This window comes from Faecalibacterium sp. AF28-13AC, assembly GCF_003478405.1.
GTDB lineage: Bacteria > Bacillota > Clostridia > Oscillospirales > Ruminococcaceae > Faecalibacterium > Faecalibacterium prausnitzii_E.
Window position 1 is genome coordinate 21456 of sequence record NZ_QUFG01000014.1, and the last position, 26038, is coordinate 47493.

Annotated in this window: 24 protein-coding genes and 1 pseudogene; 7 read left to right on the forward strand and 18 right to left on the reverse strand. The window is 43.6% G+C overall.

From position 1 onward, the window contains the following. Positions 1 to 16: 16 nt before the first annotated feature. The 17 genes and pseudogenes from DWY95_RS15245 to DWY95_RS15325 all read right to left on the reverse strand — a co-directional run bounded on the left by DWY95_RS15245 (position 17) and on the right by DWY95_RS15325 (position 19866). Positions 17 to 1543 carry a BCCT family transporter gene (locus DWY95_RS15245; RefSeq protein ID WP_118554147.1) on the reverse strand — a complete coding sequence of 509 codons (1527 nt, stop codon included), beginning with the start codon at positions 1541 to 1543 and terminating at the stop codon, positions 17 to 19. Continuing rightward, on the reverse strand, positions 1544 to 2263 hold the full coding sequence (locus DWY95_RS15250; protein WP_118554148.1) for an NTP transferase domain-containing protein: 720 nt from the start codon (positions 2261 to 2263) through the stop codon (positions 1544 to 1546). Then, positions 2264 to 4033, reverse strand: a complete 1770-nt coding sequence (locus DWY95_RS15255) for an NTP transferase domain-containing protein (protein ID WP_118554182.1) — start codon at positions 4031 to 4033, stop codon at positions 2264 to 2266. Positions 4034 to 4132: 99 nt separating this feature from the next. Beyond that, positions 4133 to 5143: a sulfotransferase gene (locus DWY95_RS15260; RefSeq protein WP_118554149.1), complete on the reverse strand. Its 1011-nt coding sequence runs from the start codon at positions 5141 to 5143 to the stop codon at positions 4133 to 4135. Between the two features lie 127 nt (positions 5144 to 5270). Continuing rightward, on the reverse strand, positions 5271 to 5576 hold the full coding sequence (locus DWY95_RS15265; RefSeq protein WP_199665516.1) for a hypothetical protein: 306 nt from the start codon (positions 5574 to 5576) through the stop codon (positions 5271 to 5273). Positions 5577 to 5590: 14 nt separating this feature from the next. Beyond that, positions 5591 to 6751: a glycosyltransferase gene (locus DWY95_RS15270; RefSeq protein WP_118554150.1), complete on the reverse strand. Its 1161-nt coding sequence runs from the start codon at positions 6749 to 6751 to the stop codon at positions 5591 to 5593. Position 6752: 1 nt separating this feature from the next. Next, entirely contained in the window at positions 6753 to 7865 is a 1113-nt protein-coding gene (gene glf, locus DWY95_RS15275; protein WP_118554151.1) for a UDP-galactopyranose mutase, read from the reverse strand. Between the two features lie 5 nt (positions 7866 to 7870). Beyond that, a complete protein-coding gene (locus tag DWY95_RS15280; protein WP_118554152.1) occupies positions 7871 to 9307 on the reverse strand; it encodes a flippase in 1437 nt (478 codons plus the stop codon). Next, entirely contained in the window at positions 9304 to 10287 is a 984-nt protein-coding gene (locus DWY95_RS15285; protein ID WP_118554153.1) for a glycosyltransferase family 2 protein, read from the reverse strand. Before DWY95_RS15285 ends, DWY95_RS15280 begins: the two co-directional genes overlap by 4 nt. Next, the gene (wzy, locus tag DWY95_RS15290) at positions 10253 to 11692 is read right to left on the reverse strand and encodes an O-antigen polysaccharide polymerase Wzy (RefSeq protein WP_118554154.1); all 1440 of its coding nucleotides are present in this window, start codon (positions 11690 to 11692) and stop codon (positions 10253 to 10255) included. Before wzy ends, DWY95_RS15285 begins: the two co-directional genes overlap by 35 nt. A gap of 12 nt (positions 11693 to 11704) precedes the next feature. Beyond that, positions 11705 to 12688: a glycosyltransferase family 2 protein gene (locus DWY95_RS15295; RefSeq protein WP_118554155.1), complete on the reverse strand. Its 984-nt coding sequence runs from the start codon at positions 12686 to 12688 to the stop codon at positions 11705 to 11707. A gap of 293 nt (positions 12689 to 12981) precedes the next feature. Beyond that, positions 12982 to 13536: a glycosyltransferase family 2 protein gene (locus tag DWY95_RS15300; RefSeq protein ID WP_199665517.1), complete on the reverse strand. Its 555-nt coding sequence runs from the start codon at positions 13534 to 13536 to the stop codon at positions 12982 to 12984. Then, positions 13518 to 14636: a glycosyltransferase gene (locus DWY95_RS15305; RefSeq protein WP_158577572.1), complete on the reverse strand. Its 1119-nt coding sequence runs from the start codon at positions 14634 to 14636 to the stop codon at positions 13518 to 13520. The genes DWY95_RS15300 and DWY95_RS15305 overlap by 19 nt, the downstream gene beginning before the upstream one ends. Before the next feature lie 29 nt (positions 14637 to 14665). Beyond that, entirely contained in the window at positions 14666 to 16051 is a 1386-nt protein-coding gene (gene glmM / locus DWY95_RS15310; RefSeq protein ID WP_118554157.1) for a phosphoglucosamine mutase, read from the reverse strand. A gap of 253 nt (positions 16052 to 16304) precedes the next feature. After that, a pseudogene (locus DWY95_RS15315) lies at positions 16305 to 16724 on the reverse strand (DUF1972 domain-containing protein); the annotation flags it as partial. Between the two features lie 267 nt (positions 16725 to 16991). Next, positions 16992 to 17666: a sugar transferase gene (locus DWY95_RS15320; protein ID WP_118554158.1), complete on the reverse strand. Its 675-nt coding sequence runs from the start codon at positions 17664 to 17666 to the stop codon at positions 16992 to 16994. A 43-nt stretch (positions 17667 to 17709) separates the two neighbouring features. After that, positions 17710 to 19866: a Helicase associated domain protein gene (locus DWY95_RS15325; protein WP_243082836.1), complete on the reverse strand. Its 2157-nt coding sequence runs from the start codon at positions 19864 to 19866 to the stop codon at positions 17710 to 17712. 284 nt (positions 19867 to 20150) lie between these two features. Here DWY95_RS15325 and DWY95_RS15330 point away from each other — a divergent pair, with 284 nt between their 5' ends. Next, on the forward strand, positions 20151 to 21305 hold the full coding sequence (locus tag DWY95_RS15330; protein WP_118554160.1) for a site-specific integrase: 1155 nt from the start codon (positions 20151 to 20153) through the stop codon (positions 21303 to 21305). Between the two features lie 169 nt (positions 21306 to 21474). On the opposite strand, the gene DWY95_RS15335 is transcribed toward DWY95_RS15330, so the two are convergent. Further along, entirely contained in the window at positions 21475 to 21780 is a 306-nt protein-coding gene (locus tag DWY95_RS15335; RefSeq protein WP_118554161.1) for a hypothetical protein, read from the reverse strand. Between the two features lie 163 nt (positions 21781 to 21943). Here DWY95_RS15335 and DWY95_RS15340 point away from each other — a divergent pair, with 163 nt between their 5' ends. From DWY95_RS15340 to DWY95_RS15365, 6 genes are all read left to right on the forward strand, one after another. Beyond that, positions 21944 to 22219 carry a hypothetical protein gene (locus DWY95_RS15340; protein WP_118554162.1) on the forward strand — a complete coding sequence of 92 codons (276 nt, stop codon included), beginning with the start codon at positions 21944 to 21946 and terminating at the stop codon, positions 22217 to 22219. 138 nt (positions 22220 to 22357) lie between these two features. After that, positions 22358 to 23020: a SprT-like domain-containing protein gene (locus DWY95_RS15345; protein ID WP_118554163.1), complete on the forward strand. Its 663-nt coding sequence runs from the start codon at positions 22358 to 22360 to the stop codon at positions 23018 to 23020. A gap of 124 nt (positions 23021 to 23144) precedes the next feature. Further along, positions 23145 to 23345 (forward strand): helix-turn-helix transcriptional regulator, encoded by a 201-nt coding sequence (locus DWY95_RS15350; RefSeq protein WP_118554164.1) that lies wholly within the window; start codon positions 23145 to 23147, stop codon positions 23343 to 23345. Between the two features lie 187 nt (positions 23346 to 23532). Next, entirely contained in the window at positions 23533 to 23931 is a 399-nt protein-coding gene (locus DWY95_RS15355; RefSeq protein WP_118554165.1) for a hypothetical protein, read from the forward strand. Between the two features lie 51 nt (positions 23932 to 23982). Further along, complete coding sequence (locus tag DWY95_RS15360) at positions 23983 to 24168, forward strand: hypothetical protein (protein WP_118554166.1); 186 nt, start codon at positions 23983 to 23985, stop codon at positions 24166 to 24168. A 656-nt stretch (positions 24169 to 24824) separates the two neighbouring features. After that, on the forward strand, positions 24825 to 25184 hold the full coding sequence (locus DWY95_RS15365) for a sporulation initiation factor Spo0A C-terminal domain-containing protein (RefSeq protein ID WP_158577573.1): 360 nt from the start codon (positions 24825 to 24827) through the stop codon (positions 25182 to 25184). Positions 25185 to 26038: the final 854 nt, after the last annotated feature.

Below are 26038 nucleotides of genomic sequence, written 5' to 3' on the forward strand. Positions count from 1 at the left end.
CCTCGATTCTGTTCTGTTATTGAAAATTTTCACTGAGATACACCTTTGCATCTTTCATAAAGCTAGCAGTAATCATCACAATGACAGCACCAATCGGGAACGCCGCAACAATACTTACAGACTGAAGATTATTCATAGAGCTTTCCGCAAACAGCAAAGCAATCGGAAGCAAAATAAGCAGAATACACCACATCAACTGAATGCCCTTATTCGGTTGCTCACCATCTTTCAACGTGTGATAGCTGTAACAAGATGCCGTCAAAGCAATCGAGTCAAAAGAAGTTGCATAGAATGCAATCATCGTTAGCAGGACAACTACCATAATAACAGGTGCACCCGGCATCGTTTTGATGATAGAAACAATCATGCCATACAGATCTCCGTTCTCCAGATACTGCGCAATAAAGTCAGCCTTTCCAGTGACCTGCATTCCCATAGAATAGTTCCCAAGTACAATAAAACTTGTCAATGTAGAACCAACACCAAATATGTAACCACCAAGAATTGTCTGACGTACTGTTCTACCGCGAGAAATGCTGCCGATAAAGAACGGCGCAGCCACACACCAAACCATCCAGTAAGCCCAATAGTAGATTGTCCAATTCTGCGGAAAATTCGATGTACGGAGCGGGTCAGTGAACGTAGACAGATCAACAAAGTTCTGAATCATCCGTCCGAGGGAAGAAAAACCAGTTTCAATAATATACCTTGTTTCTCCACAAAACAGCAGCACAAAGGCAATCAGGCCAAAGAACATATAAATACAAATATTTGCCAACTTGCTGATTCCCTTAAATCCATGCAGCAAGGAATATGTATATACAGCGCAGGTAATCAGAAGAATAATAATGTTGATTACAGTACGACTAACGGCAACATGGAACAGTTCACTAATAATGGTTGCCATAAGAGGTGTCGCTACACTAAATGTTGTAGCAGTGCCAGCAAGGAGGGCAAACACAGCTAACAGGTCAATAATGCGACCTGCCCAGCCATCGGTATACTTTCCAAGAATCGGACGGCAAGCCTCTGAATACTTCTGACGGTTTCTTTTTCTCACATGGAGCATAAAGCCAAATGCAACAGCCAGCACCAAATAGAATCCCCACGGAATAAAGCTCCAATGGAACAGTGGATATACACCTGCCCAATCCTGGATACTACCCATCTCTGCTAGATGTGGATCAGTTGCATACAGCACCCACTCCGAGAACGAATAGAACAAAATATCTGCTGCAAGACCACAGGTAAACATCATTGAGCCCCACGCAAAGAAAGAATATTTAGGCTTCTCACTCTGCTCGCCAAGGACGATGTTACCGTACTTAGAACCGGCAATATACAGAGAAAGAATGAAAATTCCCAATCCAATTACTAAGTAATATGTCCCAAAGGTATCACCAAAGAAAAAACGAATCTGGCTCAGTACAGCATTCGACTGTTCCGGCGCAAAAAAGAATAGAACACATAATGCAATCACGATTGCCAAAGGCACCAATGTTATCATCCAGTCTATTTTCCCATGCTCTTTTTTCGTATTCATTTACTTTTCCTCCACATATTCTTTGTAGCTGGCATCCAAAGCAATTAGCTCGCTCAGATTATCCACCTCTATAATATCGTCCTTATTCATAGGCCAGATACCCAATTGATACTCCTCTGGGTAGCAGAACATCGCCACATCATCCCAGTAGATTTGCTGATTCTTCTTTTGTTCAAACTCAATTTCGAGATGATGCTTCAATTTTTTCCCATCCTCTGCCGTCCAACGGGAAATGCTGTATAACTGCCAACCGCTTTTCCCGCCCGTCCGGCTGCAGGCCGTAACAATGCCATTTTCAACAGTCTGAAGCCACTCATCGGTTTCCTCGTCTGTCCAAACGCTGTTATAACCCGAACGTTCAAATTCTGGTGCAAGAATTTCCGGATTGTAAATGATCTGATCTCCGTCAAGGATGATGGCGTTTTCAATGTAATCTCTTGCCACATAAAGCGATGCAATGTTATTACAGGTATCATAGTAAGGATTTTCAATCAATTTGATGCCCGGATATTCTTTTTTCAGTTTCTCAAACTGTTCTTTCAGATAGCCAACAACAACATAAATCTCATAGATTCCGTTTTTATGCAGACCATCAATGACCGTATCAATCATTCGGACCCCGTTTACTTTAACCAAAGGTTTTGGTATTGTCAGCGTTACCGGATGCATCCGATTCCCCAAACCTGCCGCCATAATGATGGCCCTCTTCACTTCTGGCATTTACTCTTCCTCCTGTTGCTTTTTCAGTTCATCTTGAACAATTCGGTAGTAGTCCTTTGCATAGCGATACTGCCGAAGAGAATACTCGCCAAACTCTACACCAAGATTACGCTTATATTCACACCAGTTACTCCACAGCAGTCCACAGGCCGCAATATAGCAATAAATTTTGATTCTAGTCGCATCATCACACCCTTCTGTAAAATAAGCAGCAATCAGTCTGTCAACCTGACGCTTATTGTAAAGTGAGTAAATACAGAACATCGCTACATCTACATGAGGGTCTTGCATTCCCGCGTACTCCCAGTCAATCAGACGAATTTCCTCTTTACCATTTTTCTCAACAAACAAGAAGTTATCCGGCACCGCATCAATATGAGTCAGAACTTTTTCTCCGGTATGTGCATCGATATAAGGTTTCAGTGACAGAACGTTTGCTTTTGTTTTTTCATAATCCTTATAAACCGAAGGTGTTCCTTCCCACAGCGTTTCATAAAACTCCATCTGACCGAAAATATCAAAATCATGATTCACTTTTAGCTTCATTTCATGGAAGTCTCGCAGCCGTTTCATACATTTCTTGACATCTTCGTTATTCGATGGATCACATACTCTGGCTCCTTCCAGAAACTCTGTGATTTTATAGCCATTTTCCGGGTTGATATATGCAATATCATCGCAGATATGCTTTCCGTCAATCGTTTGGTAAACTGCAGCTTCTTGTCGGCGGTTAATTAACTGGTCTGTTCCCTCTCCAGGAATACGCATGATATATTTCTTTCCTTTACATGTAAACAAGAAAGAACGATTTGTCATGCCCTTTTTAAGAACCGTAATTTCTGTAACTGCTTCTGGCTTTGCATCCAGAGCCTCACAAATCACCTGAATTGCATCCGTTTTCAACTGGTTAGAATCACTGTCAATTTCTCGTAATTGCTCATAGGTGTTAATTTCCACAACGTCTGCGGAATGAACCACACGAGCCGCTACAATCATCCGGTCTTTATTATAAAGTGCTTCCTCCCAGAACGCTCCATCATACCGTTGATTTTTGCAAAGTTCATCAATTCGTTCTGCAACGGTGTCTGCATCCTCTTTCACCAAATAGCAGATACCAATCATTGCATTGCCGCCAGAGCTTTCTGGAACAGTCACAAGTTCCATTTTACGATTAACGCGGACATTACTTTCGTTGTCCACAAGATCGCTGACCATATACCACGAATACAACTCATGTTGATGGAAGGGGTTTCGGTCACACCAAATATCACAAGGAATAATGTACGCATTCTCCAAATGTTCTTTTACAAGTTTGACGGAATGCAGATTGTTCTTTGCGGCATAGTCGGCATTAACTACGAGTTCTACGCCATACTCGTCAATCAAATACTCATATTTTTCTTTCATGAAACCTACAACTACATAGATTTCTTTGATCCCCACCTCATGAAGTTGCTTGATGATACGTCCAATCAACGGCTCACCATTAACTTCCAAAAGACCCTTTGGCATTTCCGTATTAATGGGAACCATCCGCATACCGAATCCCGCTGCCAGAATAACAGCACGTTGCGGGGTTTTCTGTTTAAATTCTGCGATTGCTTTTATTGTGGGACGTATGGATTCGTCTAAATAATCATCCTTTATAAGTTCCTTAAGTGAACGGTTTACCACCCCTAATGAGTGGCCTGATACTTCTGCTAAAATTCGCTGATTGATGAAGGGTTCCACCAAAAGTGCGTTCAAAATATCGCTTTCTTGTTTGTTCATGTACTCTATCCCTTCTTTATTCGTGAACATCATTATCCAAAAATAGCCAATCACTCCTATCCAAAAGATTGGCTGTTCTTCCTACACTTTGTTACCAATTTAATTACTAGGAAATCCGTAAAGATACTCTCCCAGCTCATTCTCAATATATTCAATTTCCGCCAGATTGCATTTTACTTTCTTCCAAGTATATGTGTTATTAATAGAGCGGCTTGGGTCAAAGTATTGTTTTTTCTTAATTTGCTCTTTTGGTTCAAGTCCCAGCCAATTTGCAATTTTTTTTGCTGTTTCATCATACTTATAAACCATATCCTCAAACTGAATGAAGTAAACCCTTTTGTCATCAAATGATTCTGTTTTTCTGTGTGCTCGTGTATATTTAAACCACTTGCAAAAATCTTCTACATTGTTGGGTATCACGCCATCCTGCCACACATATTTTTCAAGTACAAAAATATCTCTCGGATCGCGATCAACAACAAAAACTTTAATATCATTAAAATATCGAAGATACCTTTTTAAGTTTGTTGGCGGAACAATCTGATCAACCATAACCGTATTGGCATCTTGGCAAACCGATCCAAACAAATTTTCAATGTATTTTTTTGTACAACTCAGAAATTTTTCTTCATTTGGATGCGCACAATATGTAATCTCATTCTTCATGGTGTTCAATGTACGCTCAGGTTGACTTTTCCAAATTGTCATTTTCAGGATTTTATTCAAAATTCGTTTCCGAAAATAGAAAAAGTCCCCCTTATCCATCAAATCATATTGCCACCAGCCATGATAGGTAAAATCGGTAAGATCATCAATATACTCTTCAGAATACTTTTTCCAATTTCCATGAAAAAACTTCTCATATTTCTTACCAAACATATTACCGCAATAAAAATCTACTAATTTCTTATATCTTTTAATTGCGTGACCAGAGTTATGCCGATTAAAATTCTCCACAAGATTGTATTCCAAATCTGACACACCATCTGGGTCCTGTACAAAGCGGAACTCTTCATCCGTAAAAGAGTACACTGAGTCAAATTCTGAGACAAAATCCGTGATAGCACTTGATCCACTTCCGTAATAACTCGCACATGAAATAAATCGCATCGTATCCTCTTTTCCTCAAATTAATACTGTCCAATTGGCTTATGGTTTTCCTTTGTATTTTCAATTCTTTCATTATAGAATATCGTATGTGCAGGGACATCATGCAGCACAAGACTGCATGCTCCAATCACGCATCCTTCGCCAATCTCCACCCCCCCAGAATTACGGAATAAGCACCAATCACCGTATTTTTTCTAACAACAGGTGCAGCGGTGTCTGTTCCTGTTCGTTGTCCTAGACATACATGATGCTCTATGTACACATTATCTTCAATTTGTGAATTGGGATGAATCACAACACCCAGTCCTTTATGATTGAATGTAACGCCACTTCCAATTTGAGCAGTTCTAGGGATTTCACACTTATAAACAAACTGCAGAAGCTTGTTCATAATTACACTTTTTCTGGATAATTTATACATAAATTCAAACATGTCATCACCTCTACTCACTTAAGAGTCTTGATATAATTTTCAAATTGCATTATAACGTGTTCCGGCATAAACTGTTTGATTCTATCTTGGCAATTCGTTTTCAATTCTTCTACAAGGGTTTTATCTGTATACAGTTTATAAATACTGTCTGCCAGGGCTTCCGCATTACCCACTGGTGTAATTAAGCCGCAGTTTTCTCTTAAAATCTCATAAACACCAGGTTCGCTATTCGTCGATGCAATTGGAAGCCCATAGTACATCGCTTCCAATAGAACTGTGGGAAGTCCCTCTGCTGGGCTTGAATGTGCATAAATAGAAGCCGCCATATAATAATTCTGCACATCGTAATGTGCGCCAGCAAAGAAAACCTGTTTTTCTAACTGTTTTTCTTGCACCAACTTTTCCAGCGATTCACGCTCCGAGCCATCGCCAACCAACACCAGATTCTTTTTGAGGCTGTATTTTTCTTTTAAATAAGAAAGCGCTCGAATCAGTGTTGCCTGATCTTTATCCTTTGCCATGCGTCCAACCATCAAGATAAAATCACCATAGCGTTGTTTCAAGGACTTAACAATCTTTTCATCAATTTCTCTTCCATCTAAATTGATTGGATTATAAATTAGAGCCTTATTGATTTCATTTTTCTCGTTAAACTCCTCGCTCTTATCGTCATTTTTTTCGGAAAGGCAAACCAGATTTTTTATTTTTTTGTATAGTGCAAAATATCCCGGTGCAATATCGTTATATGATGTTTCATCGCCATGAAGCCACGCAATCTTTTTTGCATCCTCGAAGTTTTCACTTACAAAGGTCAAATCATTGTAATGACCCGAAAAAGCAATTGCAATTTCCACATTTGGCACATTTTTTTTATATTTAATTTTATAAATCTTTTGAAGTACATTTACCGGAATTGCACAGATATAGAATGCAATCACCCCCATAGGATGCACTCGCACTAGTTTACTATACCGCTGCGGCGCAAGATTCCGAGAGAACGGTATATGTATAATTCTAGCGTCAGCTGGAATTTCTTTTTCCATTGCATTTAGATCCGGTCGTAAATTTACAACTGTAATCTCATAATTTCTACTGCTCAGTAGTTTTATATACTCAATGCCGACACGTTCAATTCCACCGAATTGAAGGCCATCGAAAACAAACGCAATTTTCATATCACTTTATAACCACATTTACTTTTTCAAGTGCTTGTTCTATGACTCTATCCATGTCATAGTATTTGTACTCGCCCAATCGACCACCAAAAATAACCTTCGGTTCGGCATCAGCTAATTTCTTGTACTCAGCGTAGAGTGCGCCATTTTTTGCATCATTGACTGGATAATATGGCTCATCACCAGGTTTCCACTCGCTGCTATACTCACGGCTGATAATTGTCTTGGGCAGGTCGTTTCCATTTTCATCCTTGCCGAACTCAAACCACTTGTGTTCGATAATACGGGTCCACGGGGTCTCGCGGTCGGTATAGTTGACAGCAGCGTTGCCCTGAAAGTTTGGTCTATCCAGCAGTTCATTTTCAAAGCGGACAGAGCGGTATTCCAGTGTGCCAAGCTTGTAGTCAAAGTAAGCGTCAACCGGGCCGGTGTAAACAATTTTATCTGCCAGCGCATCCAACTCTGCCTTGTGCTGCAGATAGTCGATGTTCAGGCGCACCTCAATACCGTCCAGTAGACTAGCAATCATCTTGGTGTAGCCGCCGATAGGAATGCCCTGATACAGCGCATTGAAGTAGTTATTGTCAAAAGTTAAACGCACAGGCAAACGCTTGATAATGAAAGCCGGCAGGTTCTTGCAGTCGCGGCCCCACTGCTTTTCTGTGTAACCCTTGATGAGCTTTTCGTAAATGTCACGACCAACCAAGGAAATTGCCTGTTCTTCCAAGTTCTGCGGCTGGTGGACGATTTCTTTGCGCTGTTCCTCGATTTTAGCGGCGGCTTCCTCCGGCGTTACAACGCCCCACATTTTGTTGAAGGTGTACATATTAAACGGTAGCGAGTAGAGTTCACCTTTGTAATTAGCCACCGGGCTATTCGTGAAACGATTAAATTCCGCAAATTGAGTAATATAGTTCCAAATTTCTTTGCTATTGGTATGGAAAATATGAGCACCATACTTATGGACATTGATTCCCTCGATATTTTCCGTATAAATATTACCCGCAATGTTAGGACGCTTATCCACAACCAAGACAGATTTTCCGTACCTTTTTGCTTCATGCGCAAAAACTGCACCATATAATCCAGCTCCAACAATCAAAAAATCGTACACTTATCTCATCCTCTTCTGATTTTCTTTTTTAAGATAGCAAATGCTTCAAAAACAAACTTGTCCCTTAGAATAAAAAGAACCACAAAATAAGTTACTGCGCCACTGACAACCATTAGCATTGTATTAAATATCCCCGGTTGAAGCACGATATCTTCTGCTTTTAACAACAATAACATCATCATGCTTGCAACAAAATATCGTGGTACAAGTTTTGCGACCTGCTTCAAGTTAAACTGGTCTTTTACATATACGAACTGAACAAATGTAACAGAAAACTCTGCTATCACTGACGCAATAGCCGCTCCGACCGAATACCACTTTGGAATCAAGATTGCATTCAAAACTATATTTACAAGCGCACCCGTGCACACAGATTTTGTAAGTTTGTTTTGCTGTTTTGTCGGCACAAGATACTGCAATCCTGTTATATTGCTGAGTCCAATAGCAATCACCAAAAATCCGGACACTTTTAGGAGAACAGAAACTTTATCATAGCCCTCTCCATAGAACCATGGAACTAAATTATCAGAAATACCAATCAGGCCAAAACAGATTGGCAACCCCAGCAGAAGCGCAAACTGATAACTTTTCAACATATACTCATTAATCAGTTTTGTCTGTTTCTTCTCGAAATAGTAGCTAATTCTAGGAATCATTACCGTGCCTAACGAAGTTACAACTGTTAAAGCTGTTTTCGACAGTTTGGTAGCTTGCTCATAATAACCATTTTCTACTTTTGTAGTAGTAAAGATTCCAAGCATAGTCTTGTCCAGCATCGCGTATACACTAATAGCAATCGTTGGAATAAAAAGTCCAATGATACTTTTAAGATCGTAGAAGGGTCGCACTTCTTTTATGCGGATTTTATCAATATAACGATGCAGAAACGGAAGCAATGACACAGCACTCACTACTGGCGAAAGAGACATAATCAGCGCATATAAATAAATATCTTCGGTTCTTTTTATAAAAAGGAAAATAGAAGCAATCGTAAGTAATTTTATACAGGTATCCCTAAGTGTTATTCGCCCAAATTCTTCCATTCCCTGAAAAAGCCAGACTGTATCCAATCCAACTGAAACTATATTTAATGCCACAATCGCAGCCATCAATTTGTTATTAAAGCACAGTCCAACCATCAAGCCATAAACAAGAGCACTAGCAACAGATGTAATATTCCTAAGAAAAAGCAAATCCCAAAATCTGGCACTCCGTTTTGTTCTATCATCCTGACAAAACGAAATTTCTCTTTCAGCGTATGTTGCGGTTCCAAGAATAGCCGCCAGCATAAAGTAATACACAATTGAATAAGCGTAGCTATATTCTCCAATCGCTTCTGCGCCAAGTACTCTTGACACGTACGGCGTTGTAATCAATGGTGCCATCAATGCCAGAATTTGATATGTTAAATTATAAATATAGTTTTTCTTTATGCTTTTCATTTCCACTTTTTCAATACTTCTTCTCTAAGGTAGGCGTATGTCAAAAAACCAGACAATCTTAAAAGTTTTACCTTTTTGATTACATTTGTCATCCTGTAAATATCCGTATAGTCTCTTTTTAAGTGTTCATCAAATTCTTTTAATTTAATTTTCATCTCTCGATTCGGTGAAACCACAAGACAGTATGTATATACCGTATCCGTAATATAGCAAAGTTTTTTTTGCGCAATCGCATCAATTTCGCCTGTTATTTCTTTGTTATCTTCGTAGGCTTTGTACATCTTCTCTGCAACCGAAAAAGCGTCCCGATAATGTTTCTTTACGCCTTCAATCGAAACACTTTGTCCCTCTCTCCCCAGACGATAACAATAGAGTGGCTTCTCAAATTTTATTACCGTTTTTGCAAACATCAGCGGTAAAAAAGTATACTCATTATCTGTATAGAAACATCTTTCTGTGATGCTGATATGATTGTTTCTTAGCAGTTCGGTCTTTATCGTCAACTCATGCATTGCAATATTTCCGCACGAGTTTACTAATGATATGTTTCCTTCAATCGATTTCAACGCCTTACAGTTATCAACCAGTTCTGTCTTTCCTTCTTCAAAGCAATTGTAATATGGCGTAACTACAAAATCAGCATCCACAGCAGACAGCCAATTTAAAAACTGCTCTATATTTTCTGTATCAAACCAATCGTCTCCGTCCAGTTGCTTAAAATATTTTCCTTGCGCCAGTACAATTGAATTATTGATGGTTGACCCGTAACCACCATTTTCTTTGTGAATAGCTCTATAAACATCTGGATATAGCTTTTCATATTTTTTTGCTATGCTAAGGGTTCCATCAGTTGAACCGTCATCCTCGATAATCACCTCCAGTTTCTCCATTGCTGTAGGTGAACATACCATCGAGGTTAATGCTTTTTCCAAATACTTTTCAACATTATATGCAGCGATTGATATCGTTAGCAGTTTCATTGCGCTTATCCTTTCTTTTTGTTCCAATATAAACCAACAAATAGAGTGCCATAAAGAAAACAGAGTATTCGATAGCTTTAATCACCGACTGGAACTGGCGTCTTGGTACTGTAAAAAAGCTCAACATTAAAGCCAGTCGAATATATAGGCTCCATGCATTTTCAAATTTTTTTTCCTTCAATAAGTGCGTTATTATTACAGCCAATGGAATCATCACAACAAGACCACACCAAGAGAAATTGTAGTAGCTTTCGGCAATCATCGAAAATCCAACGCCAAAACTCAAAAAATCTCTACCATATAAATTGTTCGCATTCCAAAGCCATGTCTCGCCCAAGTATGATTGAAGCTTCGGATACACCGCCCCCAGTCCAAGCGACTTCGGTATTAAAAGAATCAACGCTACAATGTAAGACATTCCAAGGCGATAGGATGTTCTTGACGGTATATAATCCATCACAAAACACAAGCTGGTAAAATTAAATCCCATTTCCTCCAATGCGCTAAACAATAGACTTATTCCGCTCTGACTACTTTCGCCAGATCGAATGCTCGCAACAGCTGATGAAACAATTGCGAGTACAACACCCACCCCGATTAAAACAAGAGTATTCTTTTTTCTCTTTCTTTTATCTCCGGTGTAATAATAATATAGTGCACAAACAATTAATGCAGTAACGCCTCCGGATCTATCTGCAACTAAGACCATAGAGAGGGCAACCACAAGATACACTGCTACCACTACTTTTTTCCGCTTTTTTTTATTCGAGAAGCACAGATACAAAAGTGCTGACGAAAAAAAGAATTCTTGAAGAAATCTAGTCAAACCATTTGCTGCCATTGCACCTCTGTAAAGGTTTCCGATTGCCACACCTGCCGTCAAAGCTCGTACAGCAGACCAGAGATTGACAGGTACGGCAACAATTGCAGTAATTATAAATAGCAGCAATGCTGCATCTTCCACATCTCTAGGGTGAGTCAATATTGTCCTGGTCCATTTTCCTACTTTACCTTTTTTCTCTGCATGATTTCGATTTGAAATCACACAAGTTGCAATAATTATGTAAGTCTGTATAGCAAAAATCGTGTATTTAACAGCACTTATTAGTGTCTTTTCACTAAAGAGCGTCATATAAAAATTGTAATGTTTTGGATTAAACGCATACACAATCGGCAAGCCGAACTGAAACAATACAAATAGCATTAAGAATAATGTTTGGATTGTCACGATCCTTTTTTGCGCTATGCAAAACAGAACTAAATCTAGCAGCAAAACCACTACACCAAATCTGCTATATTTCGCAAATGTAAGTGATGAACCATATAGACCTAGATACAAGGCTGAACACAGCAAAGCACACAGTTCAAGCACTATTATATAAATTTGTTTTTTCCCGACTTTCAATTTTTCATCTCCCTATCTTTTATTTATTATATTGAACAAACATCTAACAAGGTTGAAGCTAATATATGACGTAAGGCTCGCAATTTTGATTTTTCTTGTTGTACTCTTATTGACTAAAACCTTTTCCCGATTGTCTTGAATGTAATCTTCTATTTTCTTTAGCTCATTGCGTTTTTGTGTCGGAATTTTAAGGTAGATTGTAAATGCGATATTTACACATCTTACAATTACATCGTTTGAATATTCTGTATCGCGTTGAGCTTTTTCAAACTTCACAAGCTCTTCAAAAGACTGCATTAGCTTTGGCGAATAGGTTTTATTGTTCATCAAACTCGTTTCGACAAAATTATAATTATACAGTTTGAGATTACAATACGTCACAACCTTAGAGTTACAATTTGCAAAATAGTTAAAGACAAAGTCTTCTCCAATATTCATATTTTCATTGAATCTCAAGTTTTGAACAGCTGATTTTTTATACAGTTTTCCCCAAACTGCTGTTGGCTCAAGCTCTTTGAAAACATGAACATTATAGGATAAATTCTTTACAGCCTCTGACGATTCAACCGTTTTCAAACACCGCTGTTCGGCGTCACAATTTGCATTGCCTTTATTATTCTCTTTTACATGTCTGCAGCTGCAAATCGTAATATCAGAGTTAGCAGTTTTCGTTATCGAGAAAAGAATCTCAATTGCATTTTCCTCTAATGTATCGTCACTATCCACAAAGAAAACGTAATCACCTGTTACAGTCCCAAGCCCACAATTCCTTGCCGAAGAAACCCCTCCATTCTTCTTGTGAATCACTCGTACGCGATCATCTGCTTCTGCATAGGTGTCGCAAATCGCTCCACATTGATCTGGTGAACCATCATCGACCAGCACGATTTCAAGTTCTCGGTAGCTTTGGTTTATTACGCTCTCGATTGCTTTGCGCAGATGGCTCTCCTCTGTTTTATAAACAGGCATGATTACAGATATAAGATTTTGTTCCATATGGTTCCTTCCTTAGAAAGAGCCATAATAATAGGAAGCTGCATCTACTCAATATCTCGATCGTTTGATTTGTTTCAATATACTTTGCGGTATAAGACCAATTATCACCGGTTTGAATACATAAGGCATTCCTCTCAACAACATTCTCATGTTCTTATACCCACGAAATCTCACAATCATTTCATCTACACGATACTTCATCGGTCGATGTTTGTTCTTTTCATCCCTAACAATGCGATAATAGTATAGCTTTTCCTGAATATTATAGCCCCTATATCCCTTTGCATATAAATTCATGAAAAGATCATAATCTTCGCATCGTCTTGTTTCTTTGGCTTCTCTGTACCCCCCCCCGATAATAATTCGGCTTTACGCATCATTGTAGTTGGGTGCATAAACGGACTATTCCAAAGAAAATCACCCTTCTGCGGTTTTTCTGGAACAGTATATTCTCCCCAAATGCCATTGTTATCAAAAACATCTGCGCATGTTCCTACAATCGCATATTCACGATTTTCATCCAAAAACTGCACCTGCTTTTTTAAGCGTTCTGGCTTTGAAACATCATCATCGTCTTGTCGCGCAATATATTTTCCTTGAGATACGGCAAGGCACTCATTCAACGCGTGATTTAGCCCACGGTTTTTCTCATAAGATATTATTTTAATTCTTGAATCTGATTGGGCGATTTTTTTCAACTCTTCCAAAGTGTTATTTGTCGATCCGTCATTGCAAATAATGAACTCATAGTCCTTATAAGTTTGTTGCAGTATCGACTCAACACTTTTTCTTAGTAAATTATAATTTTTGCAATTATATACGCCCATTATTATTGAAACATTTGGCATTCTTTCACCTTATCTTCATACCAATCTTCCAGTTTTTTTACCGCATAATAAATATCGTAATCCTTGCTATTCTCATTAAGAACTACAATTTTATTCTCCATTGATAAGATTGCGCTTACCCAATTAGGGCTTTGCAAACTCAACCGAACCACTCCATTGCTAATTATGGCTTCTTCTGGTATTGCATCTGAAACAACCACAGGAACACCTGCAATTTGGCTTTCTATGGTTGCCAATGACAATCCCTCAAATACAGACGGAACAACAATAACATTCGCTAACCGATAATATAGTTCTGGATTAGACACCTGTCCCGCAAAAACAACACGATTTTCCAAGCCTTTCGTCTTAACTGAATTATGTATTGTCTGATTTAGTTCTCCATCGCCTACAAGCAGCAGAACAGCATCATTTCTAACATCGCTTATTTTTTTGAATACATCTAGCAGGAATTCATGGTTCTTCGCAAATGTAAATCTTCCGATATGTCCAATTACAAACTTATCATTCAATCCAAGTTGTTTTTTTAATTTTTCTATTATTTCTTCACCTACTCTAAATCTTTCAAAGTCCGTTGCGTTTTTGATTACCACAACTTTGCCTGCGTCGTAATTTCTATTCCCAAACATCCAACGTCCAGCTTTTTCTGAGCAAGCAAAATAATCTGTTGGGAAAACTCGTCCAAATATACGGAGAAAATATTTCAGCGCATCTCTTTTCAGTTCCTTTCCACTTGGGACACTATGATTATGAGCCACCCTCACTGGAACACGACACATCCACGCTACGAATAGTGGAAATACACTCAGTGTGTTTAAATGCGAATGAACTATTAGATACTGGTTTTCTTTAAGATGTTTTTTTAATTCTCGAATATACTGAGGGAGTTTCTGATAAGGAGGAATTTTATAAAACCTTGCGCCCATATCTATTAGGTCCTGTGGAGGTTCTACTGTAGAATCAGCATCATAATAAAAATCAAATTGTATTTTGCTTTTATCTATCGCACGGTAGTAGTTGAAAACCACCATTTCAACTCCACCTGCCCACAGCTTACCCATAATTTGAGCAACTCTAATGGGTTCATCTTTTTGTTTCATCCACATTTCTCTGCTATCCTTGCAACTCATCAAACTCTATAGCCCTTACTGTCAATCACATTCACTACCTCATCAACATACTTCTGGCAGGTATCGTGGTCAGGAGCTTCTACCATCACACGCACCAGAGGCTCCGTACCAGACTCACGCACCAGAATACGGCCGGTATCGCCCAGCGCTTCTGCAACTGCCTTGACTGCCTCCTGTACCGCTGGGTCGTTCTGTGCAGCCTTCTTATCGGTCACACGGACATTCTCCAGAACCTGCGGATAGATTTTCAGCGGTGCTGCCAGCTCGCTCATCGGTTTCTTCTTTGCCAGCATGACCTCCATCATCTTTAGACTGGTCAGGATGCCGTCACCAGTGCTTGCATACTTAGAAAAGATGATATGACCGCTCTGCTCGCCACCGATACGGCAACCGTTCTTCGCCATGTACTCGTAGACATACTTATCGCCAACAGCGGTCTTGGCATAGCCGATACCCTGTTCATCGAATGCTTTGTACAAACCAAAATTGGACATGACAGTCGTAACCACAGTGTTGGTCAGCAGCTTACCACGTTCCTTCATGTAGCAGCCGTAGATATACAGAATATGGTCGCCAGTGATGACATTACCCTTCTCATCCACACACAGGCACCGGTCAGCATCGCCATCGTAGGCGAAGCCCACATCCAAGCCCTTTTCCACCACGAATTTCTGCAGGCCCTCGATGTGAGTGGAGCCGGCGTTCAAGTTGATGTTCAGGCCGTTGGGCTGGTTGTTGATGACATAGGTATCTGCGCCCAGAGCATCGAACACAGATTTAGCAATATTCCAGCTTGCGCCGTTGGCGCAGTCCAAACCGACCTTGACGCCCTTGAAGGAATAGATGCCCAGAGAGATCAGATAACCCATGTAGCGGTTGCGGCCAGCCACATAGTCTACAGTGCGTCCGATGTGCTCACGATGGGCAAAGGGCAGCTCCGGCCAGTCCTTATCGAACACATGAAGCTTGCCGTCGATGTAGTCCTCCACCAGCAGCAGAGTCTCCTCGGACATTTTCTCGCCGTAGCAGTCGATCAGCTTGATGCCGTTATCGTAGTAGGGGTTGTGGCTGGCGGAGATCATGATGCCGCAGTCGAAGTCATCCACGCGGGCAATGTAAGCCACGGACGGCGTGGTGGTGACATGGAGCAGGTAAGCATCTGCTCCGGAGGCAGTCAGGCCAGCAACCAGGCTGTACTCAAACATATAAGAGCTACGGCGAGTATCCTTACCAATGACGATACGAGCAGGGTTGATGTCACCATTGCGCTCACGCAGAACGTTATAATACCATCCTAAGAAGCGGCCAACCTTATAGGCATGATCCGCAGTTAATGTAATTCCGGCTTCACCACGGAAGCCATCTGTTCCAAAATACTTACCCATTTTAATATTCCTTTCTAAATCAAAGAAATCTTCAACAGTTTCTATTTATTCATCTCACGACAACAAGCCTGTATACAGATTGCAACAACAATCTATACGCAGGCTCGCCTTCGTACCTCCTTATTCTGTTTTCTGCTCTATCAGCTTTCGCTGTGGTGGGTTAAGTATAGAGCGCAACCAGAAGCCATTAGCACCTGAAATCACGCTGGTCGCAACGCACCATGACAGGCAGAAACACGTTGAGGTGAAAAGGTCAAGCCGCGTAAACCCGCATGAAATCAGGCTTTTCTCTGGTTGCCCATATTATTTCACACTCCCCATCCGGGTTCAGATACACAGTGCCACCCAGTTTATGGATTTCTCTGTAAAAATGACCAGCAAAAGGCCCAATGCGGCAAGCCATGATGTAAACAATCGGATGCGGGATATGGTTTTTCTTGATATGTTCGCAACAAGCCTTTAGTGCAGCAACATCATAATAAATTGCCTGTGCAGAGCCAATCTGAGGTACATCTATTTTGAAGCAGTGGGCATTATGAAGTTCAAACTCGTGGTCATTGATCTTTGTCACGCCCTCAAACTTGCTCTCATCCATGCAGCCGTCACCATTGGCTTTGCAGGCAACATGATATTTGATGTTTTCTTTATTCTGGTGATACTCTGTGAGCTTGTAGACAAAGGTCTCCTAACCTCCGTAAGCCCCCAATGACTTCGCGCCCACAAGATATACATGCTGCATTTCTTTTTTTGAATTCATTCCTCTAACCTATCCTCGCTCTTTCGTATCTCTACCTCAATGCCAATCTGAACATTGCTCCAGACACAACAGTTTCTTCTCTTAATTTTTCGTGCCTATTATTACCGCGGCACCAAATACCGCAATTCTAAGATTTCTCTCCATCTCGTCTCTCCAACCGCTTCTTTCCGTATACTGTTATTTTTACTCCCCGTGCCCTAACAAGCACACCTTGAACGTTTTAAAAATAATCTTCCAATCCACCCAGAAGCTGCGCTCCTTGACATATTTCACGTCCAGATCCATCCACTCTTCAAAGGTGAGCTCATTGCGGTGCGGGGCGATTTGCCAGTAGCAACTCAGGCCAGGGGTCACATACAGGCGCTGCTTTTCGTAGTCGCCGTACTGCTCCACCTCACGAGGAAGTGCCGGGCGGGGGCCAACGATGCTCATATCGCCCTTCAGGATGTTCCACAGCTGCGGCAGCTCATCGATACTGGTCTTGCGGATAAACTTGCCCACACGGGTAATGCGGGGGTCGTCCTTGATCTTGAACACAGGGCCATCCATTTCGTTCTGGTCTAGCAGGTCGTCCAGTTTTGCCTCTGCGTTGGGGCACATGGAGCGGAACTTATAGAACTTGAAGGGTTTTCCGTCGCGTCCAATGCGTTCCTGCGAGAAAATTGGGCCAGCGGACGGATCATCTATCACGATGGCAATCGCTGTAATCAACATAACAGGTGACAGCACCACCAGTGCCACCGACGACAGAACAATATCCTGCGCACGGCGGACGAACCAATACAGCCGATGGTCGTGCAGATTTTCTTTCCGGTCAATTTCAACTTTCTTCTCAATTCCAGTCGTATTCGTAGCCATTTTTTCCTCACATAAGTTCGTGTTTATTTATAAATTTCTTGTTTCAACCAGCTTTTGCCGCAACTATTTCAACTCGTACCGCTTGCTGAGATAGGTGCTTCAGATTGCTTTTCTCCCACCGCATCCAGATGGCATCCAGCTTGGCAATGCGCTCCTCTGTCAGCACAGCGCAGCTTTTTTCAGGATTCTGGCGGGTGTACCGCTGCCGCTTGACCCAAGTTCCGAGGTTGTAGCCGCCCGGTGACACATATTCTGCCGGGACGTTCAGGTCGCCGTGGGCATCAAAATAGCGCTTTGCCTCCTGATACCCCTCGTTCCACTGACGGTCATTGCGGTTGCCCCAGTACATCCCGATCCGGTTGAGCCGCTCGACCTGTTCGTCCGTCAGCTTTCCTTTCGGGTACGCCCATTGCTGGCTTGCGACCCACTGTCCCAGCCGTTCGCCAGCCGCTGTCACATAGGAACGCGGGATGTTCAGGTTGCCGTTTTCCTCATAGTAGGCTGCAGCCAATGCATAAGCCTTTTCCCACTTGGCATCGAAAATGTTCCACACCATGCCGATCTCATCAAGCTGTGCAATGCGTTCTTCCTTCAAGCGACCGTTCAGCTTTTGCTGCCGGGTCTTGATGATCCACTGCCCCAATGGGTAACCGTCCGGGTCGGTGTATTTGCCGGGCACCATCAGATTTCCGTAGGTGTCGTGGTATTTCTTTGCGACCTCAAACCCATGCTGCCATGCGATTTCTTTTCGGTTGCCCCAGACCATGCCGATGTTGTCCAGCCGTGCAATCTGCTGTTCGGTCAGATTTCCTTGAATTTGTCCCTCGCGCACACGGCGCTGTGTGACCAGCCACACACCAAGGCTCAGACCTCCGGGCGTGGTATACAGTTTCGGGACGTTCAGATTGCCGTGTTCTGCATAGTAGATGCTTGCTTCGGCGAAATAGTGCTCCCAGCTGGAAGAAAGACTGGCCTGCAGCTGCTCGAACAACACCCGGCAGTCGTGCACCTGTTCGATGACCTCGAACCGCTCGGTGACGATCTTATCACCCTCACCGTTGGCATAGAGCCGGTGAACTGCCTCCTGCATCTCACTTTGCAGACCGGATATACTGGTCAAGCCCTCAAAGTTGTTTACCACATCCAAGATAAGTGGCGTTGCATTATCCCCAGCGGTCAGGGCACGTCCAATCTGCTGCTTATAGATGATGGGCGAAATCGTAGGACGGAACAGAATGACACCGGAAATGCCCTCCACATGGACGCCCTCGTTGAGCATATCGATGCAGAACAGCAATTTCAGTCTATTGCTCGTATCCGTCTTGAAATCTGCAAAAGCCTTGTCCGTATTCGGGTCATCCGAGTAGGCCTGATACACCACCACGTCCGGGTTGACCCCGGCGAACCACTCCGGCACATGGGATACCATTTCGTCCATATGCTCCTTGTTAGCGCAGAACACGATGTACTTACCGGACTTATTCGTGATATGATGGGCAAAGACCTTGTCCAGACCGTCCGCCTGTTCCAAGGCGCGGCGCAGTGCGTCCAGATATTTCTGATTCACGTCCTGAATGCCCGATGTTCGCAGGTTATCCACCCGCGCCTGATACTTTGCAAGCGCTTTCTGGTACTGATACACGGTGGTCACATACTTCGGGGCAGGCAAAATACCCCTGACGACTGCTTCGCCAAGGGTCATGTCGCTCGCAACACGGCTGTCAAAAAGATCTTCAGCCATGTCGCGGTTATTGTCCAGATATCGTATGTTTGTCGCTGTTAAGCCCAGAAGTTTTGCATCCGGGCATAACTTTAATAGAGCCACCGCGCTTTTGCCCCAGCATTCTGCACCGGCACGGTGGAATTCATCGAGTATAATATAGGCGGGCTTCTGCGCCGCAATTTTCTCCAGCTGTGCCTGCGTACAGCACATCAGTTTGGCGTAGGTGTAAAAGTGAACGTTTGCCAGCGGAAATTCCGGGTCATTCCTTTTCAGGCTCTCCAGCTGGGTCTTGAAGATGTATTCACTGGGAGAAAGCCAAATCACGACCTTCTCCGGGTTGTCCTCGATCAGCTTGAACGCAATATAGCTTTTTCCGGTACCGGTCGGGTGGACAATAGCAGCCTTGCCGTACTGCTCCATCATCCGGACTGCTGCATGATATGCTTTTTCATTGTGCTCAAACAGACGCAATGTCACTCTGCTCACCCCTTCCCGCGATAAAGGGGTATCCTCTACAGTGAAAATGGAGGATACCGATCTTTTGACGTTGTTGTCTGAATTCTCTTCTTATTTTATCATGGTTATATCTGGGATTCAATAGGTATCTCAACAAATATATCCCATTTGACCTTAGAAAAAACACCTCATAAGCCAAAACTTTATTGCACATTGCCCAGTTCTGCATGAAAAATCCAGCTAAAAAAGAGGGTGGACAAAATAAGTGGTCAGATGGGTGTCTAAGCTATAAGGAGGAGACAGCAATGGCACGACGGGGAGAAAATATTCGCAAACGCAAGGATGGTCGGTGGGAAGGCCGGTACATCAAGGCACGCACATCAGAAGGCAAAATTCAGTGGGGCTACGTTTACGGTACGGTCTATGCAGAGGTCAAACGAGTGCTGATCCAGAAAAAAGCGGAGGCGGGCTTCTATAACCTGAAAAGGACCAACCTGACCTTTGAAGCATTGGCCGAGGTGTGGCTGCACTCCCAGAGGAACGCCGTAAAGGAATCCACCTATGCGCATTATTCGTACACACTGCATAAATATCTTCTCCCGGTTTTGAGCAAAGTGCCCGTTGTATCCCTTGAGGAGAGCTTTTTGGAGCAGGCCATGCAGCAGATCATTGCGCCTGCAGATGCCGCGCACAAACCGCTGGGAAACTCTTCTGCACGGGAATGTCTCTCGATGCTACGCCGTATCTGCAAGTATGCTGCACATTTACGCTTGATCCGTCCGATAGAGCTGGAAGTAGTGCTACCAAAAGCTATCGATAAACCACCAGTACCTCTCTCCCCGGCGGAGCAACAGCGGCTTTATCAGTATGTACAGGCGAACCCCACGCCTCGCAAAATCGGCTTACTATTAGGGCTGGAATTGGGACTCCGCATTGGTGAGATCTGCGGCCTGCAATGGGGCGATTTCGACCTGAAACTTGGAACACTGAAGATCAGCCGGACGGTCTGCCGAATTTCCTGCGGAAACGGGCATACAAAGGTGGTCATCCAAACGCCTAAAACCCACACCTCCCGCCGGGAAATTCCAATCCCGAAACAGCTGCTTATGATGCTGAAAAAGCCGCACGGAAATGCCAGTAATTCTACATGGTTTTTGTCTGGTAGTGAGTCCAAGCCCACCGAACCCCGCTGCTACCGGAAAAGCATCAACGCGTATCTGAAACAGGCAGCTGTCCGGCAAGTACGTCCGCACGCGCTGCGTCATACTTTTGCTACCACCTGTTTACAGGCAGGGTGCGATGTAAAGACCCTCAGCGAACTGTTGGGACACGCCAATGCCAACATCACTCTGCAGCGCTATGTACACTCTGACCTGATCCGAAAGCGCCGGGAGATGAACCGGATATTCTCCTATCAGGTGTCTATAAAGGGCAGAAAGGCGCTGAATCTGATGGAATAACGCTCGATTTCGGCAACTGCCTTCCATTTTCACTGTAGGGGATACTTTTTTTATTTTTCGGGCATCATTTTCTTAACGCAAAAAGGCCCCTGCCGATCACATTTCTGTGAAAGACAGAGGCCTTCTGCTACTATGATTCAATCAGGTCTGGGGAGATGGAATAACGATCTCATTCTACCGGGTCAGTGTCCCCTTCCAGATTTTTAACCACCCCCGGTGTATCTAACATGACGTTTTCCTGCTGCATTCGAAGGCGTACTGCCTCCATGATGTATTCAGTCAAACTTTGCCCCGCTTTTTGGGCTGCCATCTGAACAGCCTCCTTGTTGGGGAAGACATCCATCCGAACGTCAAGAACAATCCGCTGGTATGTCTTATCGTTAAATTTCCGTTTGCTGGCTGTGCTTGTTTTTCCGCCCATCCTCGCACCAACTTTCTTTTGACTTTTATAGGTATTATAACACATATCTGTCATTTGTCTATCTCGTACGAGTATGCGTTTTGCACAGATATTTGTACTTTTCTTTGGTGAATATTCCGTCTTGCATACTCGTACGAGACGTTGTATACTCATGCCATCGGGAACACCGGTTCTCACATTCGACCATTCACCCAACGATTTGAAGAGAGGTACACACATGAGCATCAACATTTTACTGACCCTTGTCGAACAATACAAGGAGGCCGCCCAACTGATCGAGGCAGCACAGGCTGATCAGGAACAGCTGAAGATCCAGATTCGCGAGGCACTGGCTGAGCGCTCCACCAACTATCTGGAAGTAGGCTGCCACAAAGTCCGCCTGTCCGATTTCTCCAGCACCCGACTGGACAGCAAAGCCATCAAGGCTGTAGCTTCTGACCTGTATGACCAGTACAGCAAAACAGTCATCGGCACCCGCCTGAGCATCACCTGACATCACCCAAAAAAGCCCCATACAGCACCTACCGACCAAAGTTTGCGCTGTACAGAGCCCACAACACCCGCCGGGGCGGGCTACACCAATATTATACCTGTCCCGGCCCTTTTTATCAATAGAAAGGTTCGAAAAATCATGAAACAGACTGTCAAAACCTCCCGCGCTGCTGGTCAGCTGGAAAAGATGTTCCGCGAGCTCAACAAACACTACTTTGCAGGCAAGCTGCCCGAACCCATCATCAGCCTGAAAAAGACCCCGTCCGCCTATGGTCACATCACCTGTTCCAAGGTCTGGCAGGCAGGCGGCGAGAACAAGTACGAGATTAATATTTCGTCGGCTACCCTTGACCGTCCCATTGAAGAGACCGCTTCCACCCTGCTGCATGAGATGGTGCACGAGTACTGCATGGAGACCGGCATCAAGGACACCAGCAACAACGGGGTCTACCACAACCGGCGCTTTAAGGAGCAGGCAGAGACACACGGACTGACCGTCGACCACCACGAAAAGTATGGCTGGACCATCACGAGTCCGTCCGAAGAGCTGCTGGACTTCATCATCTTTCAAGGCTGGCAGGACATCCAGATGGGTGAACGTCTGGCATGGTCGGATATGGCAGGCACCGGAGCAGGCAGCAAGGCACCCGGCAGCAGTCAGACCGGCGCACCGAAACCTCCCAAGGCAAAGAGCAGTACCCGGCGATGGATATGCCCAAAGTGCAGCACCATCATCCGGAGCACCAAAGAAGTGCGCGTCATCTGTGCCGACTGCATGGAGACGTTCATAAAGGCCGACTAAATCACAGTAGGACAGAGAGCAAGGGCGCGAGTGAGAGTAGTGCCGATTTAAAAGTGCACTCGTAAAGACAGAGATTCGCTGGGCTGTGAGAGGACTCCCATTATATCATACGAGGAAATGTACCATGACTATCATATCAGAACGCCTGCAATACCTACGCCTAACGCACGGCTATACCCAAACCGATCTTGCACGAACCATGGGAGTGAGCCGCCGGGCAGTCTACGCATGGGAGCACGACAAATGCCCCGAAATCACCCATCTGATCCAACTCGCCCAATTTTATCAGGTATCCACCGATTATCTGTTGGGCCTGACTGAATGAGAGGTTCCCCGCCACCGGAGGCCTTACCGGAGACTTTTTGCCTGCGACAGTGCGGTCATCCATCAGTTCGCGCTCAACAGACAGAAATTAAAAGTGTACTTGTAAATCCACTTTATTGGACACATTGTTTGGTAGACTTCAGATACAGCAAAAGCAAATCCACTTCAAAATACAGGAGGAAACTATTATGGCAGGCGCTTTTTCATTTGTTTTAGGTATGTTGGGTCTTGGTGCAGCTGGTGCAGTCAGCGCGGGACAGAATGCAAAAATCAAGAAGGCAGACTATCAGTATGGCGAGGAGCACGGCCTTCACGGCACCTCTGAGGTCCTACAAATGCGTGAGCGAGTACGTAAAGAGTGGTGGAGCATCTGCGGCAAGACCTACAACGCGTGTGAGCGACCTGCATCGAGTTACGGTGATCTCAGCAGAACCCCGTGGTGCTATCTGAAAAAACGTTGGTTCATTGACCACCTGAACAAAAAGGGCATCCCCTATGATGATTTGGTCGTGAACGATGTTACCGGCGTTACCTTTTACGAGAGCCAGAAAAGAACGTCTCAAGCCTACATGAGAAAGCTGCGGTAATAGACATCGCGCCCACCTTCACCATTTCTATCAGCAGCAGGAGGTAAACTTATGGCTGAACATAAATTCGTTGTCAGAACGGTATTCCATGATGAAAACGAAGACACTCTGCTTCGTGAGGATTATCGTGAGACGCGAGAAAAAGCACAGAAACTAAAGGATTTGGCTGATTTTGGCTATGCCGGACTTTTTAGCAAAGGTCAAACGAAAGTTACCACAGAAATCATTGAACGCTGACGCCAACCACCATTTCCTATAGCAACAGAGTCCTGCCGCTCAGACACGAGTAGCAGGGCTCCTTCTATTTTATACAGTATTCAGTCAGAAAGTGAACTTAAAAAGCCGCGTTTAATATCAGCCAGCACACATCCCGGCGGATTTGTGGCTTGATTATGGGGCTCCCCAAAATTGGACACATCTTTCTTGATGGGGTCGGTCTGACTGATCTCATCTGAACTTAGGTCGTGACAGGTGCGTACTGTTTGGTACAGGGTCGTGTATGGCGATTCTATCAGCGCAACAAAGCACGTCTTGACCCTCTTTCAAAATTAGTCAAATTGACTAACAATGATAAAAAATGACGTCGGTACGTAAAAGCGTTTGCTATAGATTATGTGGGGTAATGGAAATCTGCCGCTACAGCACCCAGCCGAATGCGAATGCCTTTATAGACTGTATATACCATGTTATCATCCAGCCAAGCACCCTGCCGCCACTCTCCTATCCCCTACTATACCCCTGCCAATTCACGCCGCCGCCGTGCCGTTGTGACACATTTCAGCACTTAGCGACGTATTTGGACGCTTTTCGCCAGGTTTGGCATATTCTGCGTTACATTTATTTCGAACAGGATGGAACTGATTCAAATATATGTAATAGGAATGGTGTCAAAAATGGTTACTTCCGATTTGTCCGCCCGTATCAATGATGTACTGCGCTACGTCGGGATCACCCGCAACATGAACGCCTACATGATTCTATCACAAGCCCTGACGCTAATTGCCGAGGATGAAGACCGCCTGCGAGCCGTAGAGAAAGAGATCTACACGCCCATTGCCGACAAAAATCTGCGCGGGCCCAGAGCAGTCCAAAGCACGGTCCGCCGGGCATCCAAGGTCGCATGGGATTTCTTCCCCGATCGCGTTCAGGAACTGGCTGGCTATCCTTTGAATGGTCGCCCCTCTGCCGTGGCTATGCTTGAGCTGCTCTATAATGGTGTCGCCCGCTATGACGATCTTTCTATTCTGAAATAAGCGCCCTTCAACAGCAACACCCCGCTACTCTATGCCGAGCAGTGGGGTGTTTTTGTATCTTGATTCGATTTCAACCGTTACCAGGTTGGTAAGAGTTAATCGCAAAAAAGCGAAATACCGTAAAATTATTTGTCAAAATCTGCACAGTGTCATAGAAAGCCGTCATGTACTATGCGGAGTTTTGTGCACCCCTCAAATCGAGGGCTACCGCGAAATACCGACGCCTTTATCAGAGCGCTATTGAACTTTTACCGATTTGGATAATGTTCATTGATCGTATCATCGATAGAATATGGATTTCGTTAATTGTTTTGTCCACTGAGCTTCTGAACCCAGCTCAAATTGAGCCGTGTTGCAGGATGGTCGTGGCATGCGGCTCCCTCTGACAGCCCAAAATCCGGCCATCAAACGGTGTTCACAGTGTAGACGCCCTTATATTAATCAACGATAACATGTCGCATTTTGATCCAAGTGCACTTTTCAATCGTGTCAATCCAGATAGCGTAACGATTTGTGACGCCATCCGCCGGTCAGACGCTCACTTGTTTCTCAATATCGACGCATCATCGTGTTTTTTCAACAAACTGAGAATCAACATTATTTTGATCTTTTCGAAGAAGCACCATATATTTTGACGATGAATCGAATCATTGTGATACATTCGCTGTCGCTCATACGATTTAGAGCAACTCCAATCTTGAAAAAGCTCACAGGTTCGCTTAGTCAAGATTTCCGTTGGCGTGTTCATGATAACTGAGCGTTTCCGCCCATCCTCATTCTTCGGACGTTCGAAAGCACTCAGCTATCATTCCACGCAGAATAGAATTTGTCAATAAAAGACGCTTCCATTCTTA